This window comes from Spirosoma litoris (genome assembly GCF_054776755.1).
On the sequence record NZ_BAAHBI010000020.1, the window covers coordinates 39,295 to 59,352 of the forward strand.

Below are 20,058 nucleotides of genomic sequence, written 5' to 3' on the forward strand. Positions count from 1 at the left end.
AATCAAAAAAAAGCCCGGCTACTGACAAATCAGAGCCGGGCGGAAACATATAGGTATGGGTAATTCGGTACAATTAAAGGAGTAGGCCGGCTAGCGTAGCCGACATATAACTGGCCAGCGTGCCACAAATTAAGGCTTTGAAGCCTAGTTTGGCAAGGTCACTACGGCGCTTAGGAGCTAATTCACCAATACCACCAACCTGAATCGCGATAGAACTAAAGTTGGCAAATCCACATAAAGCAAAGCTCACAATGGCAATTGTTTTTGGGTCAAGCGAAGGCTTAAGTTTTATCAGTTCCAGGTACGCTACAAATTCATTGACGACCATTTTTGTCCCCATCAGTGACCCTGCGGCCTGAATATCCTTCGCTGGAACGCCCATTGCCCAGGCAAAAACAGAGAAGAATTTACCTAACAGAAAGTTCAGACTTAAGTAATCAATGCCCAAAATATAGAACCCGAAGCGGAAGAATAGGCTGTCGATTAGGGCAATTAATGCGATAAAGCCAATCAACATGGCAACAACGTTGAAACCAACTTTCAAGCCTTCACTAGCACCGGCAGCAATGGCATCGAGCAGATTCGCGTATATTTTCTTGATTTCAACCTTCACCGTTCCACGAGTTTCTGAAATCTGCGTTTCGGGCATGACAATCTTGCTGATGACCAATGCGCCAGGAGCGGCCATAATACTGGCGGCTAACAGATAGGGAGCTGGTACACCCAGCGAAATATAAACCGCTAACACACCACCGGCTATGCAAGCAAACGAACCCGTCATGCTGGCAAGCAGTTCGGAGTTTGTCATACCATTCAGGTAGGGCTTAATCATGATTTGCGCTTCAACCTGACCAACAAATGTACTAGCTACGTTAGAGAGTGCTTCGGCACCACTTACCCCCATGAGCCATTTCATAGCACGAGCCATAACCGCTACAATGCGTTGCATAATGCCCAAATGGTAGAAAATATTGACGAGAACCGCTACGAAAATAATTGTTGGAATAATCTTGAAGAAGAAAATGAAGTCATTACCAGGGCCAAATACTTTAACTAATACATCCGTTTTGACGAGTGAGGAAAAAACGAATTCAGCACCAATACTAGCTTTTTGCAGAAGCCGGTCAACATAATAGCCAAGCTTTTGAAAAAGGAGTTGACCGATGTCGGTTTTTAAAACAAACAAGGCCAATCCAAATTGAAGGGCTAATCCTACACCAACAGTACGATAATTAATAGCTTTTCGGTTATCAGAGAGGGCATAGGCGATGCCCAAAATTAAGACGATGCCAATCAGGCCGGTAAAACGATCCATTCAGTGATGATGAAATTACAGTTAGGTGGGCTAAGATACAAAAAGTAGAACACTAACGAATCCACTCGAAGCGTAACAAAATGAAAACTGGCTGATTTGACGAATAATATTCGTCAAATCAGCCAGTTTTCATTAGCCATCTTCTGCTTAGATGAGCGCCGTCAGATCAAGTACAAAACCAGGCAAAACATCTTCGCCCGACAATTGACTGAGGCCAATAACTTCCTGTGATTTCTGGCCTGGTCGATAAACGTATGTCGTTTGATTGGTGAGGTCAATTAGCCAGCCAAGTCGACATCCATTTGCCATCCAGTCGTCCATTTTCTCAAAACAGTCCTTCCGTGGATTTGTCAGCAGAACTTAGCAAAGACCTAAATATCCGCGATGGCGCGTTCAGCACCTTCCTGATATTCTTCCTCGATTTTGGCTACTTCAGTTGACTTAACTTCTGGGTCGAACAACCGCGCTTCCAGGGCTTCTTTTTCCGTGACATCGAAGAACCGCTGATGGATGTTGAAGGACTCACCACCTTCAGGTACCTCGCATTTCTGAAAATCGCCGTCTTCTTTTAGTTCGTAAGCATTTATGTTGTCGAGCAGGTTGTATTTCAGAATCAGAATAGCCTGTTGCTTAACGCGGGTATCTGCTAAGTAAAACAACGACTCAATTCGTCGGTCAAAACTACGGACCATTACATCGGCACTGCCACTATATACTTTAGGATCGCCGTTGTTATGGAAATAATAAATACGTGTATGTTCTAGAAAGTCGCCGACAATTGACCGTACAGTAATGTGCTCGCTCAAACCTTCCCGGTGCGGACGCAGGCAGCAAATGCTGCGAACAATTAAACGAATGGGCACGCCAGCCTGTGAGGCTTTGTACAGTTCGTCAATGACCAGCTTATCTTCCAGCGAATTAACCTTAATACAAATTCCACTTGGTAAGCCACGTTTAGCATTTTCTGCTTCTAATCGAATTAACCGGACTAACTGATCGCGCATGTCGCGGGGAGCTGTAATCAGGTATTGGTATTCGTTAGGTAACGAGTGGCCCGTAATGACATTAAAGAACTCCGAAATATCGTGTGTATACGTTTCGTTTGTCGTTAGCAAACCAATATCGGTATAGAGTTTCGACGTGTCTTCATTGTAATTACCCGTGGCCATATGTGCATAGCGACCAACCCGACTTCCTTCATTACGAACGACCAGCAACAGCTTGGTGTGTGTTTTGAAACGGCTGATGCCGTAGATGACAAAACACCCGGCCTTCTGTAATCGCTGGGCTTCCCGAATGTTGTTCTCTTCGTCGAAACGCGCTTTTACTTCAAACAAGACGGATACATGTTTACCATTTTCAGCCGCTTTTAAGAGGGCTTCGGTAATACGTGAGCGTTTTGCCAGCCTGTAAACCGTGATCTTAATAGCCAGTACATCTGGGTCTTCTGCCGATTGCTCGAGCAGTTGGAGCACAGGCTCAAAGTTGTTGTAGGGGTGGTGTAACAGTAGGTCACGCTGCTTTATTATCTCGAAAATATCATCCGTTTTTTCTCGAACCAGGCCAAGCGGAGGCACTGGCACGTGCGGCCGAGGCATGTCGTCTTTAAACTCAGGATGACCAATAATTTGCCAGCAGGCTGAAAAGTCGAGTAAGCCAGTCGACTCGAAAATGTTCAGATCATCAATTTCCCAGCGTTTTTTCAGCAGGTTGATCATCCAGGGAGAATTCGTTCTGGAGGCACTGTTTACATACGTTTCTACCTCAACACGGGTAACACGACCTAAACGCCTATTCTTGATTTTCTGCCGGACCTCATCAATAAAATCGACTTCATCGTCATCGTTTTCATCGAGAGTAAAATCGCCATTACGCGTTATCCGAAATAAGTTTACGGAGGTAATTTCTACGTTTCGGTATAGTTTTTTAATGTTATGTCGAACGATTTCTTCAATCGGCAGGAACAAAATGGTGTCCTCACGTTCAAATGATAGAAAGCGTGGCAGGTTAGCTGGAATTTGGACAAACGATAAGCGTTGACGGTCATCATCATCGTCAGAGCGCTGATTGTGCAAGTCAATTCCATCAGGGCTTTGTGTAACCACACCGAAAATCAACACCTTTGCCAGCAACACCGGAAACGTATGTGTATAATCATACAACATAGGTGTTAGGGTCGGGTAAATCGCTTTGTCGAAATAGTCCGTTGCTTCCGCTCTTTCTTCAGCACTTAGGTGATCGTAGGTAACTAACTGAAGCCCATTTTCGGTAAAAAGTGGGAGTAACTGTTCTGTAAAAACAGTTTGCTGATCCTGGCAAAATTGATGAGCAGCCGTAAACAGAGCTTTACGAAAAGGAACTTCGCGAAGCCCTGAATAATCGACCCGTTGCTTATGGTAATCCAGATAGTTGTACAGACTACCAACACGAATCATAAAAAACTCATCGAGATTAGAGGCTGAAATGGCCAGAAACTTCAGGCGCTCCATGAGCGTCCGGTGTGGGCTACGAGCCTGATCCAGAACGCGCTCATTAAATTTAAGCCAGCTTAAATCACGGCTGAGGTAATCGCTTTGATCAATTACACTGCTTACTTTCTCACTAACTTTTGCCATTTTATCAGTCACCTGGGCAGTAGTAGTTGCCTGACGGTGGGTAAACCGGGAAACTAAATTGCCCAATATCGTTCGGTTTGGATTCAGGGAATAACGCATACTCATTTCAAACTTTGAATTACAACAAAAAAGCGGACTAAAAAGCCCGCTTTATGTTATCATTCGGTTAAACATCCACTCGGGCGTATTTCGCATTTCGTTCGATAAAGTCGCGTCGGGGGGCTACTTCATCACCCATAAGCGTCGAGAAAACGTGGTCAGCATCGGCAGCAGACTCCACCGTTACAACTTTCAGCGTTCGTGAGTCGGGATTCATCGTTGTGCTCCAGAGCTGTTCGGCATTCATCTCGCCAAGTCCTTTATAACGTTGCACGCCCACATTCTCTTCTTTACCGCCACCTGCTAATTCTTTTACGGCTGCTTCTCGCTGGGCTTCCGTCCAGCAATAGCGCTCTTCTTTTCCTTTTTTGACAAGGTAAAGAGGAGGCTGAGCAATGTAAATGTATCCATTGTCGATCAGGGCCTTCATGTTGCGGTAGAACAACGTGAGAATCAGTGTCCGGATATGGCTACCATCTACGTCGGCATCGGTCATGATAATGATTTTATGATAACGGAGTTTTTCCAGATTCATCACTGTCTCATCATCTTTCTTTTCTAAGCGAACGCCAAGCGCCGTCCAGATATTTTTGATTTCCTCGTTCTCGTAGATTTTGTGCTCCATCGCTTTCTCTACGTTCAGAATTTTACCACGCAAGGGTAAAATAGCCTGAAACGCTCGGTTACGACCTTGTTTGGCCGTTCCACCAGCCGAATCACCCTCAACCAGGTAAAGCTCACAACGTTCTGGATCGGTATCGGAGCAGTCGGCCAGTTTGCCGGGTAAGCCCATACCACCCATGAAGTCCTTACGCTCGGTCATGATCCGCTTGTAAGCCAGATCGGCCGCAATCCGGGCCTGAGCAGACACAAGTACTTTTTTTACGATGCCTTGTGCTGTTTTCGGATTTTCTTCCAGCCAGGTTTCGAGCAGATCGGCCATTGCCTGACTCACTGCACTGACGACTTCCTGATTCCCTAATTTAGTTTTGGTCTGCCCTTCGAATTGGGGTTCGCCGACTTTTACCGAAATAACAGCCGTTAGGCCCTTCCGGAAATCTTCACCACTGAACGTAACCTTACCCGAATTCTTTGGCAATACACCAGGATTCTTATCGGCGTAGTTTTTCAAAACCCGTGTTAAAGCTGAGCGGAAGCCCTGTACGTGAGTACCGCCCTCATGGGTATTGATATTGTTTACATACGATAGTACGTTTTCACCCGCTTCGTAGTTATACACCAGAGCGACCTGTACAGGTGTCGATCCTTTGGTGTTCTCCATGTAAATCGGCTTCATTCCATCAAGAGCTGGACGTGTTTGATCGAGATACTCGACAAACTCAACCAGACCTCCCTGCGAAAAGAAATCGTCATGGCGTATAGGTTCGCCAGCTTCATCCAGCTCACGCAGGTCGTTCAGGAAAATATGGATGCCCTTGTTCAAATACGCTAACTCACGCAGACGGCCTGCAATGGTATCATATTTGTAAATGGTATCGGTGAAGATACTGCCATCGGGTTTGAAATGGGTTCGAGTGCCCGTGTCGTTAGCATCACCAATGATGCGTACGTCATACAGAGGGATACCTATTTTGTATTCCTGCTCAAAGATTTTACCTTCCCGATGAACTTCCACGCGAAGGTCGGTCGAAAGGGCGTTTACGCAGGATACACCAACGCCGTGAAGACCACCCGATACTTTATACGTGTCTTTGTCAAATTTACCACCAGCATGCAGCATGGTCATGGCCATTTGCAGGGCCGACATGCCTGTTTTACTATTGATACCCGTTGGAATTCCCCGTCCGTTATCTTGTACTGTAATTGAGTTATCGGCATTAATTGTCACCGTAATTTTGTCACAGTACCCTGCCAGAGCTTCGTCGATTGAGTTATCAACGACTTCCCAGATCAGGTGGTGTAGGCCACGCGTACCCACGTCGCCAATGTACATGGATGGACGTTTACGGACGGCTTCCAGACCTTCTAACACCTGAATGTTATCGGCACCATAGTTGCTTGGTGCAGCTTCAACGGGGGCATCTGCTTCAATTATTTCGTTGGTCATATCAGAATAGGAGCGAGTCTGAAATTTATTGTTTCAGGCTTGAAAAATAGCCCAATTTTATGTGTCTATATAGATTGTAAAAATACAAAAATAATTCATCTTTTCCAATCGGTTTTTGAGCGGATTTGCCTAATGCATTAAAAAAAAGCATAATTGGCAAATGGCAGGGTAGGCAGTGGCTTTCTTGCAATTTTGATGCCCTTTTTTGCCAGATTATCAGATGTATTGCCAGTGTTCAAGTGACCTGTAAAAGATGTGTTTGAGCACTCCATTTGAAGGGACTATTTCCCCAAAAAGTATTATTCATGTCTTAAAAAAAGACAAGCCGAATCAGGTAGATTCGGCTTAGAAAAACGCTTGAAGAAAGTTTGTTTAATCTTCGGGGTACGGAATATACACAAAGCCCGCAAAATCACCGTGTACGACGAATAAACAGCAATATTCATCCGGCTTTTTGTAGTTCTCTTTCCATAGCTCAATTGAGTCCTCGCCAATGAGTTCGCGCTGGATAAATTCATCCAGAAAAGAGGCTTTGTAATTCCACTGGTTCTCTAATTCTGTAGCTCCAATAAGCAACTGCCCCACAGGTACATCCCGGCGGGAAGCGACAAAAATTGGATAGTCTGAAAAGCCGCGCTTGCGAATCTGATACGAAGCTTCTTTAAGCTGATCGGAGACTTTCACAAAATCCGACGAAATGGTTCCCATCAACTGTTTATTGACATCGTAGGAGTTTGCGTCGTCGAGTAGGGTATTTTCGTTGCTATGGTTAATCATAAAAATAGTTTTCGGTTTTCAGTTTACGGTTTACTGTTGGCTAACGCATAACCGCTTCGCACAACTGAAAACCGTAAGCCGAAAACGATTTTAACTCAAAATCGGGCAGCCAATAAAAGGTCTAAATCTTTGAACCGCAAGTTGAATTTGCGAGCGATATAGGCATTCGTAAGCGTTCCCTTATGCGTATAAACACCTTTCATAAACCAACGGTTCGCATACATCATTTGCTCAATACCGCCCGTTGTTCCAGTTTCGAGCAGGAATGGTAAGAAGATGTTACTCAGAGCCATACTGGCCGTGTAAGCAACACGTGCGGCAATATTTGGCACGCAGTAGTGGATCACCCCCATGTGCTTGTAGGTAGGCTGTTTGTGAGTCGTCATGCGCGACGTCTCGAAATTACCCCCCTGATCAATCGATACGTCGATGATTACCGATTCGGGTTTCATCCGACTGATCATTTCTTCGGTGACCACCACCGGACTGAGGCCATCTTCGGCTCGCATCGCACCAATCACAACATCGGCCCGCTGGATGGCTTCTGCCATCGTATCGGTGTCGATAATGGACGTGTACACGTGCTGACCAACAGCATATTTAAGTCGCTGTAATTTGTATAGATGCTTGTCGAATACTTTTACATCGGCGCCCATCCCGAGTGCCATACGAATCGCATATTCGGTTACGGTTCCAGCGCCAAGCATCACGACTTTCGTTGGTGGAACGCCCGTTATGCCACCCAGAATAATACCCCGACCGTTATCGGCATTGCTAAGGTATTCACCCGCGATAAGCATAACGGTGCTACCTGCAATCTCGCTCATCGATCGAATAACGGGTAAGCCACCGCTCTGATCCTCAATGTATTCGTAACCAAAGGCAGTCAGATTCTTACTCAGCATCTTCTCGAAGTAAGCCTTGTCGTGCGATGGTAGGTTCAAGGCCGAAATGACCGTGCTACCCGATTGAATATGATCGAACTCTTCTTCGACAAGTGGCTCAATTTTCAGAATCAGATTGGCTTCGTAGACTTCTTTGGGCGACTGAGCAATCTGCGCACCAGCCTCGCTATATTCATGATCGGGAAACTTGGCTTTCTCGCCTGCGTTAGTCTCAACAATCACATTGTGCCCATTTCGAACCAGAATAGCCACGGCTTCAGGAGTGAGCGCGATGCGGTTTTCCTGAAGCGATACTTCTTTGGGTAATCCGATAAGCAGACCATTCCGATTGGTCTTTACGGCCAGCGGAGCTTCTTTCGGATACAGGGCCGTTTGTTTGGCCAATTCCTCAAATCCAGTCACTTTTTATACGTTTTCAGTTTACGGTTTACGGTTTACAGTTGGCTAACGCATCATCGTTCCTGAGTGAGCAACTGTAAACCGTAAACCGTAAACTAGTCAACTGATTTCTGCTTCAATCATTCGGTGCCCATCTGTGTCCACCGATAGTTGAACCTGATAATACCTGGCAGGCCAAAGAGACATAATGCGCTCGGGCCACTCGATAAAGCAATAATCGCCCGAAGCAAAGTATTCCTCAATACCAATATCCAGCGCTTCAGCTTCGTTTTTGAGTCGGTAACAATCGAAATGATACACCGAGTGCCCTTCGTGGGTAGTATATTCATTAACAATTGAGAACGTTGGGCTGTGTACCGTACTAACAACTCCTAACGCACGACAAAGTGCTTTAATAAGCGTGGTTTTACCAGCCCCCATCTCTCCGTCTAGTAACCATACCGTCCGTTGCCGCCCTTCAGCGAGTAGCTGGTGGGCTACAGTATCAAGTTCGTCGATGTGGTCAATATGCAGTGTCATAGGTTTGTGTTAGTACTAGCCTGCAAAGATACAGATTTTAGGTCGTCTACTTCGTTCTCTTAGGTTGACTTAATGCGTGATTATACTTATTGGAGAAACAAAAAGAGGAATGGGCAAACTATACCTGCCCATTCCCCTGTGACTTTTGATACTGTTGATCCTTTGGATTCTGTAGATACTATTGATTCTACCAGATTCTGTTCTACTATAGAATCCAAAGAATCAACAGATTCTATAGAATCTACTTTAGTGAAGCCCTAATACCCCTGATTCTGTGGGAAAGTAGTCTTGTTGTTATAGACATCAATTTCCGATTGTGGAATTGGGTAAACCACTCGATAATCAGGCATGGTAATGCCCGTTACTTTAATGGCCGCTACGGCTGTTCCTGTACGAAGCAGGTCGAACCATCGGTCGCTTTCCAAAGCCAGTTCCAGACGACGTTCATTAATAATAGCGGTTTGGAAAGCATCTTTCGTGGCAAGTTGTGCGCTTGTGTAAGTCGCAACGCCCGCCCGAGTTCGCACCCGATTCAACGCTTTAAACGCGTCGCCATCGGCCTGATAACCAACCTGATTAAGGGCTTCCGCATAGAGTAGCAATACATCGGCATAACGTAACACCGGAAAGTCATTGCCCACATCGCTCGTAGAGGATAATTCATCATAGAACTTTCTTGGTACAGCATTGATACTGGTCGGAACCGGCACCATAACCGTTAACGGAAGCCGCTTATCACCAGTGGGGTAAGCCGCCCGCAACGATGGCTCAATAGGGTCGCCAATGCTGGTGCCAAACCAGGAGCCATGACCCTCACCGATGGTGCCGCCTTTTTTGAATTTGACCGAAAACAGCAGTTCTGCGTTGTTTTTGTTGGTTACCGAAAATACATCGGCAACGTTGGGAAGCAACTGATAGGTAGTGCCATTGGCCAGATCTTTCAGCGTCGAAACGGCCAGATCATATTTCTTTTCGGTTACATACACTTTGCCAAGCAAACCGGCTGCTGCACCCGATGTAGCACGACCAATATCGTTTCCAGTATAAGATGCTGGTAAACCTGCTACGGCTGCTGTCAGGTCTTTTTCAATAGCGGTGTAAATATCCGCCACTTCATTCCGAATATACGAACGAGCCTCTGTTGTGGTGCCAGCCTTCAGAACCAGAGGCACTTTGCCCCATAAACGCACCAGATTGAAATATGACAAGGCGCGAATAAACTGTGCTTCACCTTTGTAGCGTGATTTTAACGTAGCATCCATCGGTATGGCATCGATCTTATCCAGAATCAGATTACACCGGTTAATGCCGGTATACAGGCTTCCCCAGGTGTCGCGCAGAACGGTGTTCGTAGTTGGCTCGATGAATCGGTCGATGTTGTACCGCAACCCAGAACTTGACGAAGGGTCGTTATCGAGTACGTTGTCGCTACGGGCTTCAATGACGGTGTTATAATCATTGCCATACTGGTTTGAGCTTTGAAGGGCATCGTAGGCACCATTGACTGCGTTATTAAAGTCAGTAGCAGTTTTGTAGAAATTATCTACGTTGGGCTGCGACTGAGGCTTAAGATCCAGAAAGTCTTTCTGGCAGGCTGTCAGACCCACAAAGGCAGTAAGAAATAAGGCTATCTTTTTCATGGTTGTAATTAGAATGACAGGTTGAGACCAACTGAAGTAGTGCGGGGGAGGGGATATGTACCATAATCTTCGCCAGATGATAAGGCGCTGTCTGGCCGGCTGTTAACCTCTGGGTTATAGCCCAAATACTTCGTGAACGTAAACGGATTTTGGGTTGTCACGTATAAACGGGCACGGGTCAGGCGCAGTCGGGTAAGTAAGGCAGTGGGCAGCGAGTAGCCCAGTGTAATTGTACGAATCCGTACGTATGAGCCATCTTCGATATGCCAGGTTGAAATTTCACCGTTAGAGCCAGAAGCCAGACGATTGGCGCGGTTTACTAAGCCATTGCCCGGATTGTCGGCTGATTGCCAGCGATCCAGCGCCCCTCTGAACAGGTTGCCGTTACCTTCCATGTTGTAGATATATCGCCGGATCAGGTTCAGAATTTTATGCCCCTGCACGCCCTGTACGGTTACGCCCAGGTCGAAGCCTCGGTAGTTAAGACTTGTGTTGAAGCCAAAGGTGTATTTTGGGAAATAGCTGCCCGTAACGGTACGGTCACTGCTAAGGTCAAACTTACCATCGCCATTAGCGTCCTTGAACTTGAAATCGCCGGGCCGCGATGTCGAAACGTGAAGGGCTGGATTAGCATCCAATTCAGCCTGATTTTTATAAACACCCTCGTAAACGTAGGTATAATATTCGCCAATCGGGTGACCAATCTGGGTGATAAACTGCGCTCCGGCAACACCACCCGCTACAATAATCGGATCGCCCGAAGGTCCGAGGGCTTTCACTTCATTGCGGTTCGTGGCAATGTTGGCGCTGGCATCCCAACGTAACCGGCCAAAAGTCTGGCGAGTGCCGAGCGTAAATTCAAAGCCCTGGTTATTCACTTTACCAATATTCTGTAGTTCAGTACTGAAACCAGAGGCACGGGGAACAGGTACGTTCAGGAGCAGATCAGATGTGTTGGCGTTGTAATAATCGAATGTGAAATTCAGTTTGTTACGAAGGAAACTCACGTCGAAACCCACATCGAGCATCGCCGTTTTTTCCCATTTCAACTTATCATTGGCCGAGTTGCCGGGAGCCAGACCACTTACGACGGTTTCGTTACCCAGAATGTAGTTCGAGTAATTGAGCAAACTGACTGAGCCATAGTTCGGAATCTGGAAGTTACCCGTTAAACCGTAACTAGCCCGTAGCTTAACGTCACTCAGCCAGTTGACGGATTTCAGAAACGTTTCCTGCGATATATTCCAGCCTGCTGATATAGAGGGGAAATAGCCCCATCGATTATCTTTCCCGAAGCGAGAGGAGCCATCCGCCCGGATTGCTGCAGATACCAGATATTTTCCGCCGTAATCATACTGAACCCGACCCAGATACGATAGCAACGACCATTCCTGAACATCGGAACTACCCGACGTAACTTGCCCCGCATTGAGTGTGTAAACTAAGTCGTTCGGAAAATTAGTTGCGGTAAGTTCGTTGGCTACCCGACGATCTTTCTGGGACGAAAAACCCGCCAGTGCCGAAAGCGTGTGTTGCCCAAAAGAACGATTATAGTTCAGCGTATTCTCGACCAGCCAGTCTACGAAATTCTGGGCACGCGAGAAGCCTGTTGGGGTTGAAGGTCCTTTTCGGTCACGTATTTCAAGCGTTGATGGTCGGTAGTAATCCCGTTGGAAACTGTTGACATCGGCCCCGACGCTAAGCCGATACGATAGGCCATCAATGATTTCGTACTGAGCATAGGCATTACCCAGTAATCGTAACTGGCTCAGTTTGTCACTAACCTGATTGGCAATGGCAACTGGATTTAGGATAGATGTAGCCCCATATCCCCAGGCATTGCCGCCAAAATTGTAGGAACCATCCGCATTGTAGACCGGAAAAAGTGGTGGCATTTGCAGCGCCAAACCTACAACACCTTCGCCCAGATAAGGACCTTCTGCCTTGATCAGATCGTGGTACGAGTAGGTGGGATTAAAGTTAATCCCCGTTGTTAGGCGGCCATTCTTAACCTCTACATTGGCCCGCATGCCATACCTTTTGAAGCCTGAGTTAATAACTACGCCCCGTTGATTTAGGTAATTGGCTGATAAATAATACTTAATATTTTCTTTGCCGCCCGAAATAGAAAGCGTGTGGTTCTGAATTGGGGCAGAACGGAAAATCGCATCCTGCCAGTTAGTATTGGTCAGCCCGGTCTGGCCACTCAGATAGGGTACGATTTCGGGCTGGATGAGTGTGCTGGGTGCCCCTACGCCTTTATTCCGAATATCGTTCGAATCGGTAGGTTTGCCGGTTGGGTTCCGGTCGAGATAGGCGTTGTTTTTGGCTTCATAGCTCAATTGCGCGTATTCGTAGGCATTGAGCATATCAATCTTTTTCGAGACGTTTTGCACCCCTATGTACGAATCGTAACTGATAACTGGTTTGCCTTCTTTACCCCGTTTAGTGGTTAATAATACAACCCCGTTGGAACCACGAGAGCCATAAATGGCTGATGCAGAAGCATCTTTCAGTACTTCGATACTTTCAATATCATCGGTATTGATCGTGCTCATCACGTTGATTGGGTTATCTGGGAATTGCGAGTTTGTACTCCCCGTAGCATATTTAGTATCACGCGAAAGGGGAATACCGTCGATCACGTAGAGCGGATCATTCCCGGCACTGATCGAGCCCGTTCCGCGTACCCGAATAGATAAGGCTGCACCTGGAGCGCCTGATGTTTGTGAGACCTGTACCCCGGCGATTTTAGACGCCAGCGCCTGATCGAAACTCGCTACTGGCTGGTTTGCCAGGTCTTTGGCCTTCACGGAGCCGATGGCTGTTGTAATGTCCCGCTTGTTCTGGACACCATACCCCACCACAACTACTTCACTAAGAGCATTGTCGGTGGCGGTCAGTTTGGCATTGACCACGCTCTGATTACCTATCGCAATTTCCGTTGGCTGATAGCCAATGAAGGAAAAAACAAGGGTTTTAGCTCCTGTAGGCAGGTTAATCTGATACTTCCCGGCGGCATTGCTGGTTGCACCAACGTTGGTACCCTTGGCCTGAATGGTTGTGCCAGCGAGTACTTCGCCGGTTGTGGCATCGGTTACGGTACCTGTAATTGTTGTTTGGGCATAAATCAACTGAGTCGATAGAAACAGAAGACTAAACAACACCCATTGTCGATACCCATTTCGGGTAGAGGTTGGTAACGGAGTGATCATAAAATAAGCTTTAGTACAGGTTGACCTGATTAAGTAAAGAAACAGAGTAGAATTACTCGTGTCACTATCTACAATAATACTAGTAAAGAAGATATAATCTTTAATATATCTTTAATTCTTGTTGAGCGGAGACTTAGATGTATAAATGGACTTGGACCGTTTGAATGGCGATGAATTTAGCTGCTTTATTTGGGTCCACATCTGCTTAGCCTGACGACTATAGTGCGGACACAGACCGAGGATAAGTGGGTAAGGACAAGCATAAAAAAGCCCGCCTGTGCAAACAGGCGGGCAGGAACTATTGTGCGATAAAACAGCGACTAGGTCAGTTGTAACTCATCAATGACTCGTTGCACTTTCGCTTTAAGTTGAGCGTACGTATCATCAAATGCTTCTTTGCTTTCGAGTGGCTCACGAACGCTGACGTAGAATTTAATTTTTGGTTCGGTACCGGATGGGCGAGCCGACACTTTCGTACCATCTTCCGTAAAGAATTGCAGCACGTTCGATGATTCGATACCCATTTTACCCGCTTCGATGGCTGAGGTTGTGCCAGTCGTTGCATCGAGTCGGGTCAGTGCTTTGTAGTCATCTACCCGAACCACAGGTGAACCGGCAATCGATTTAGGTGGATTGGCGCGGAAGTCAGCCATCATCTGCTGAATTTCTTCAGCACCTGATTTACCTTTCTTGGTCAGTGATACCAGCGATTCATAATAGAAACCGTTTTCCTGGTACATCGCCATCAGCATATCGAACAGGCTCTTGCCCTGATCTTTAGCGTAGGCAGTCAATTCGGCAATGATGGCGCAGGACGCAATAGCATCTTTGTCACGTACAAAGTCGCCGATGAGGTAACCGTAACTTTCTTCACCACCACCAATAAACTTCTCTTTCCCCTCCAGTTCACGAATTACTTCGGCAATGTATTTGAAGCCCGTTAGGGTGTTGTAGCAGGTTACACCGTAATTTTTACACATCTGATCGATGAGATCGGTGGTTACGATGGTCTTGGCCACGAACTCCTTGCCAGTCAGTTTACCGGCATCTTTCCAGGCATTCAGCAGGTAATAAATGATCAGACTGGCCATCTGATTGCCGTTCAGCAACTCAAATTCACCATGATGATTACGGGCTCCAGCACCTACGCGGTCGGCGTCGGGGTCGGTTGCCATGATAAGATCGGCGTCCAGCGAATTGGCTAGATCGAGCGCCAGTTGCATGGCTGCGCGTTCTTCGGGATTGGGCGATTTTACCGTTGGGAAGTTACCGTCTGGGGTTGCCTGTTCCTGAACAATATGAACGTTATTGAAACCCAGTGCATCCAGCACACGCGGTACCAGCGTAATGCCCGTTCCGTGAATGGGCGTGTACACGATGTTCAGATTGGCCTGACGTTTAATAACGTCAGGATTCACAGCATTCGACTTAACTCGTTCTACGTAAGGCGCATCAATTTCTTCATCGATCAGATGAATGCGCTCAGGAATACCTTCGAACTTAATATCATCAACCGACGTGATCTTGTTAACCTCTGCAATAATGGCCTTATCGTGCGGAGCCACCACCTGACCGCCATCGTTCCAGTACACTTTGTAGCCGTTATATTCGGGTGGGTTATGCGAGGCCGTAACGACAATACCGCTCTGGCAACCCAGCTGCCGAATGGCAAACGACAATTCTGGCGTTGGGCGAAGGCTACTGAACAGGTACACTTTAATGCCATTGGCCGAAAAAATATCGGCTACTAACCGGGCAAATTCAGGGCTCATCCGTCGACTGTCGTGGGCAATGGCCACGCTGATGTCTTCGCCCGGAAAAGCGGCATTGATGTAATTGGAAAGACCCTGTGTTGCGGCACCAACCGTATAGCGATTCATTCGATTGGAGCCCACACCCAAAATGCCACGCAAACCGCCTGTACCAAATTCAAGATCGCGGTAGAAAGAATCGGTGAGTTCGGTAATATTACCCGAATCAATCAAATGCTGGATCGATTCTTTAGTTGCGGCATCGTAATTACCGGTAAGCCATTTATCAACACGTTGCTGGGTAGGGGAGTCAAGGGCTGTTGCCATGCTTATGTATAAACTGTTATTGATTATAGAGTGAATATATTTCGTTGTATGCAAAAAAGAACATTATTTTCGGGAATATGTCAAAAAACCTGTAGTAGTTAATCCTTTATGAATTTTTTTTGGCTGAGACATCATTACGCGGCCAAAATTACAATTCCCCTCGGGTCAACCAAATCCGTATAATAGATTCAAACGCGGAGAATACAAGGTAATAACCTTTTTTGTATCTTTTATTGATTTTTAATTCACTTAAAACGAAACAATCTCATAAAGTATACGTCTAATGCAAATATGGCCAATAAGGTCATGTTTTAGAATTAAACGTATACTCAACATGAATATTCTGGTAGTTGGTGGGTGTCAGGTCTATGGCTATGGACTAAGCTTGAATGAACGCAGCTTTGTAGATCAATTTTCGGATCGACTCAAAGAAACGGGTTACTCTCCTCAAATTACCGGCTATGTCTTTCTGCCACTGGCTACTGTTCGGGAAACATTAGCATACCTGGACCTCTCGAACGTTGATTTATTGATTATCCAACCGGCGCATTACAACCTTCAGCATCCATCTACGTTTTGGAAACTGTTTAAAACACCTACCAAAAAAGTGCCTAAGCAGGCAGGCTATGGATTGACAACGAACGAATTGAGTGCTATGAGGGCGCTGCCACCCTTACCGCTCGATAGAACACCAATCGGCCGTACCAAGCAAATGAAGAATTGGCTTAAACGCCTTTTGTTGTGTGTAAGTAAGCCTGTTGGTTTCGTAAAACAGTTGCTTTATGTTGAGCAGGAGATAGCCGCCTTACTGGAGCAATTGCACCCACACCGGGAAAAAGTTATTCTGTTGACACCTACGCCCCATCGTGATCTGGTTAGTCAATGGTTGCGGAAACAGGGGCGTACTATATTGTTGAACGAAGGCAAACGATGGGAAATGACTGTTCTGGATACCCACTTGATTATCCACCCCGACGAAAAGTTTTATCTGACCGACGACCCTAGCCATTTAAATAGAACTGGTCATCAGTTACTAGGTCAGGCTTTAGTGGCTTGTTACGAAACAAAACAGGGGCTATTGGAAGAAGTCTTAGTTTGATGTTTTGCGGTAGCCAACTACAAACCTCAGACTAATCCTGCCAGCCATCGGGTTTAAAAGGTGTCCGGCTATCGCTGGGAACGCAGAGGGCGGTTACGGGGCGGGGAGGACCACCGAGGATGCGGATGTTGGGATAAGGGTAAATGGGTTCAGGGGTAGGTTGCCGCAAATTGAGCGAATAGAACAGCTCGGAACCCGGCAGTTTAGAGGGACCAGTTGGGTCGGTTTGGCCAAATGGCAGGCCAATCACATCTTTTCGGTCAATCCAATGCCGAACCGCCGACACCGCGGAGGCAGTGAAATAACCCACAACATGCTCCTGACTGTTACCCAAATTCTGAATGTTGCCTACCGGGGCAGAAGGTATAGGATCGGTAAGTCCATTTGTAGTTTGAGTTTGATCCTGAAAGCGCTTAAAGTACGAATAGGCTGGCTTCGTCAGAGATAACTGTCTGATTTCAACCAGACAGGCTGTACTGTCATAGTAGGGGATCTGGGCAATTTTTCGTTTGGTAATCAGACCACCATTACTGAACTGATCATCGAAAACATTGAGTGCCGAACTATACAGAATTTCCCAGCATTCCGTGCGACACGGATAATCATAGACGTATAATCCGGTTGTGAAAGGGGGCTGGCCAGCTTCGAAATAATTGGTCGGTACAAAACAGTTTTCGTAGAGTGCATCGCCCGATACATAAAACGTTTTGTCTTTATACACATGGTCAAGAATGGCATTGACCGCATAAACCCCTTGTTGGCAACTCCGACACCACGACTGCTTTTCCCACAATTTCCACTCCCATCGGTAATAGTTCTGCTCATTGGCGGGGTCTTTCCAGTCGATATATACATCGTGACCACCTCGATAACCACCTGTTAAGGCGAGTTCGACGGGCAAACTTGCCGAATTATATTGCGACGATACCCGATCAATGGCAGGAACTGCGGGCATAATTTGTGGCGTCGATTGGTAGTGTGTGCCTTCGCTGAGTGTAAAGCGGAGTTGATAACGATGACCGATCTGGCCTTTAAAATCGCTGGGTAGCTGATAGCTCCCGGCTTCGGTTTCGTGGCAGGGAATAACGTTTACTGAATCAACAAGAACTTCAACAGTTGCTTTTGTGATGGGAACACTGCCAAAACGGCCCGTCAGTGGGTCGGCTTTCGAGCGATTAATGCGAATAATTTGTGGTTCCGCGCGGTTCGTGATGGTTCCATCAACCACCAACGTATTAACTGTTCCGGTAAGCGTCAACCCAATTGGGTCCACGCAACTGGTGAGCAGATTGATAAAAAGAAAGGTACTTAGAGCAAAAGCGAGAAAGCGCATACCAACTAAAAAAGGTAATTTAGTTGGAAAAATTTGATTAATGGCAAGTTGGTTCGCTCTTGTTCAGGAATTGCAGCCGTATATCGACGTGGTGTCAGTTTCTCAAAACAGACACCCTTGATGACTTTACTGTGTATAGGTATACTCAATGGTATTAATAAACTCTGTACCCCGATACGACTTCATTTGAGTAGGATAGCCGTCGGCCCGATAGGTGTATTCGTAGCGCCACGCATCGCCAGCTCCCGGTTGATTGATCGTTGTTCGCGTGACTACATTGTTCACGTTTGTGGTGTTGAAGGATTGCAAATCACCCATCATTTCAGAATCGCCCGTTGTTCGGAAAGGATTTGGGTGGGTATCGTAAGTAAAATAATCGACGGCCCAGTAATCGAGTGGAGCTATCGAACGAGCCCAGAGGATATTCCCCGCGTCATTTCGTCGGTAGGTGGTGCCGTCGGTACGTTTACCCTGGTTATCAATCGTACCCGACCAAATATAGGCTCCTGATGGGCTGAACCCTAATTGAGATTGGGCAATTCCAGCTTGCTGGGACCACTCTGTAAAAATCGTATTTGTTGTTTTTGTCAACCCGGCTATCCCTTTATCTATGGGGCTGTAGCCAATTGTTCGGCTAGGTAGTAGATCGTTATGTTGAGGAGAGCCTTCTATAAATGGGGCCTCCTTGTTTAGCTTAGAGGCAACCTGCACTAACCCATTGTTATCATATGTGTAAGTGAGCTGAAAATAAATATGCACGCCATCTGTATAGTAATTGGTGCGTTCGATAAGACGGTTTTGGGCATCATATTGGTATGTAATCCAGGTTTTTCCGTTGAGCGTCACTTGCTTTAAACGAAGCGTTGTGTTCACTGGATTCAATTGGCCGAACGGAAACTGGCGGGGCGTACCTGTGGTGCCGAAAACTGGTTGGTAGGTCGCGATCGAATCGGGCATTGATCGACTCGACATTCCGGTAGCTGGTGGATTAAGGGGTGTTATAATAATCTGATCTGTGGTTTGGGAATTGCAGCCAAGTAGCACCAGTAAACTGACTGGAAGAAGGAAATGATAGTTTCTACGCATAAGTGTGGATAGTGAATTGTGTTACTTCCCTTTGATTTTGTACATCACCCCAAACCGTATGACTGTCGAAGTGCAATCATTTCGGCCACCAACCCAGCCACTTTTGTAGTTACTGAGCCCATAAGCATAGGAGGTATAAGCACCTACTCGTTTGTAAAATACCGTGATTTGGGCTCTGGGCCTGACATCCGTTTTCAGACCTGTTCTATCAATGGAGGTGCTGTATGTTTTGCCATTGGTGTCGGTAGCCTTCCCAATTTCCTTTGAACTCAACAGATACCCAACGTCCAACCCCGCGGTTAGATCGACCGAAACCTGCTGAAGCCCAATTCGATAGCCCACATAAGGAAACGCATTGAGTTGATTGTTGGATAGATAGGTTTGGCCGGATGCTGCATCCTGATAGGTACCAGTCTGCTTATTGTAGCCATTAACCGCATTTAAGGTCGTCTTACTTCGTAGGTTCTCGTATCCTACACTGATACCAGCAATGAAGTTGCGCCGGGAAACGCGCTGAATCTGATAGGAAGCTCCATAAGAAACCCCATTTTGCCCCCCAAATGGATTATTCGTATAGCCGGTAGCGCCATCAGTTGACAAGTTTATTTGGGAACTTTTCTCGGCAGAGTAACCCTGAAAGGAAAATAAATTGGCGTTCAGAGCGAGTATCGACTCTGTCTTTTGACCAAAAGAAAAACTGGTTGTCAGGGCTGTCAAAAGAAGTAGAAATGCCTTTTTCATTGTGTAAACCTGGTTTTCTCTCCTGATCCTAAAAATCGCTAAATAGTTGGAATTCTGGTGTTAAAATGATCAATATAGTCTCACACCCAAAATTTTCGGGTGAATGGCTAAAAAGTTGGGCTGTGGCTCTGCTGTTATTGGCTAATGCAAGTATATAAAAGTTTCCTTA

Annotated in this window: 14 protein-coding genes; 1 reads left to right on the top strand and 13 read right to left on the bottom strand. The window is 46.3% G+C overall.

Features of this window, described 5'->3' with window-relative positions; genetic code table 11:
* Positions 1-73: 73 nt before the first annotated feature.
* The 10 genes from ACYVGR_RS12375 to ACYVGR_RS12420 form a co-directional block, all read right to left on the bottom strand.
* The gene (locus ACYVGR_RS12375) at positions 74-1,315 is read right to left on the bottom strand and encodes a NupC/NupG family nucleoside CNT transporter (RefSeq protein WP_460956977.1); all 1,242 of its coding nucleotides are present in this window, start codon (positions 1,313-1,315) and stop codon (positions 74-76) included.
* Between the two features lie 147 nt (positions 1,316-1,462).
* The gene (locus ACYVGR_RS12380; protein ID WP_460957797.1) at positions 1,463-1,672 is read right to left on the bottom strand and encodes a Uma2 family endonuclease; all 210 of its coding nucleotides are present in this window, start codon (positions 1,670-1,672) and stop codon (positions 1,463-1,465) included.
* A 14-nt stretch (positions 1,673-1,686) separates the two neighbouring features.
* Positions 1,687-4,029: a polyphosphate kinase 1 gene (gene ppk1, locus ACYVGR_RS12385; RefSeq protein ID WP_460956979.1), complete on the bottom strand. Its 2,343-nt coding sequence runs from the start codon at positions 4,027-4,029 to the stop codon at positions 1,687-1,689.
* A gap of 67 nt (positions 4,030-4,096) precedes the next feature.
* Positions 4,097-6,097: a DNA topoisomerase (ATP-hydrolyzing) subunit B gene (gene gyrB, locus ACYVGR_RS12390; protein WP_460956981.1), complete on the bottom strand. Its 2,001-nt coding sequence runs from the start codon at positions 6,095-6,097 to the stop codon at positions 4,097-4,099.
* A gap of 372 nt (positions 6,098-6,469) precedes the next feature.
* A complete protein-coding gene (locus tag ACYVGR_RS12395) occupies positions 6,470-6,874 on the bottom strand; it encodes a hypothetical protein (protein ID WP_182457337.1) in 405 nt (134 codons plus the stop codon).
* A 95-nt stretch (positions 6,875-6,969) separates the two neighbouring features.
* On the bottom strand, positions 6,970-8,181 hold the full coding sequence (locus ACYVGR_RS12400) for an alanine dehydrogenase (RefSeq protein ID WP_460956984.1): 1,212 nt from the start codon (positions 8,179-8,181) through the stop codon (positions 6,970-6,972).
* Positions 8,182-8,277: 96 nt separating this feature from the next.
* Positions 8,278-8,697, bottom strand: coding sequence for a tRNA (adenosine(37)-N6)-threonylcarbamoyltransferase complex ATPase subunit type 1 TsaE (gene tsaE, locus ACYVGR_RS12405; RefSeq protein WP_460956986.1), 420 nt, complete (start codon positions 8,695-8,697; stop codon positions 8,278-8,280).
* A gap of 257 nt (positions 8,698-8,954) precedes the next feature.
* On the bottom strand, positions 8,955-10,337 hold the full coding sequence (locus tag ACYVGR_RS12410; protein ID WP_460956988.1) for a RagB/SusD family nutrient uptake outer membrane protein: 1,383 nt from the start codon (positions 10,335-10,337) through the stop codon (positions 8,955-8,957).
* Positions 10,338-10,345: 8 nt separating this feature from the next.
* Positions 10,346-13,552, bottom strand: coding sequence for a SusC/RagA family TonB-linked outer membrane protein (locus ACYVGR_RS12415; RefSeq protein ID WP_460956990.1), 3,207 nt, complete (start codon positions 13,550-13,552; stop codon positions 10,346-10,348).
* Positions 13,553-13,872: 320 nt separating this feature from the next.
* Positions 13,873-15,630 (bottom strand): phospho-sugar mutase, encoded by a 1,758-nt coding sequence (locus ACYVGR_RS12420; protein WP_460956992.1) that lies wholly within the window; start codon positions 15,628-15,630, stop codon positions 13,873-13,875.
* Between the two features lie 334 nt (positions 15,631-15,964).
* Between ACYVGR_RS12420 and ACYVGR_RS12425 the strand changes: the two genes are divergently transcribed.
* Positions 15,965-16,729 (top strand): hypothetical protein, encoded by a 765-nt coding sequence (locus ACYVGR_RS12425; RefSeq protein ID WP_460956994.1) that lies wholly within the window; start codon positions 15,965-15,967, stop codon positions 16,727-16,729.
* A 31-nt stretch (positions 16,730-16,760) separates the two neighbouring features.
* On the opposite strand, the gene ACYVGR_RS12430 is transcribed toward ACYVGR_RS12425, so the two are convergent.
* The 3 genes from ACYVGR_RS12430 to ACYVGR_RS12440 form a co-directional block, all read right to left on the bottom strand.
* Positions 16,761-18,062: a DUF4249 domain-containing protein gene (locus tag ACYVGR_RS12430; protein ID WP_460956996.1), complete on the bottom strand. Its 1,302-nt coding sequence runs from the start codon at positions 18,060-18,062 to the stop codon at positions 16,761-16,763.
* Between the two features lie 126 nt (positions 18,063-18,188).
* Entirely contained in the window at positions 18,189-19,148 is a 960-nt protein-coding gene (locus ACYVGR_RS12435; RefSeq protein WP_460956998.1) for a hypothetical protein, read from the bottom strand.
* Positions 19,149-19,169: 21 nt separating this feature from the next.
* Positions 19,170-19,889: a hypothetical protein gene (locus ACYVGR_RS12440; RefSeq protein ID WP_460957000.1), complete on the bottom strand. Its 720-nt coding sequence runs from the start codon at positions 19,887-19,889 to the stop codon at positions 19,170-19,172.
* Between the last annotated feature and the right edge of the window lie 169 nt (positions 19,890-20,058).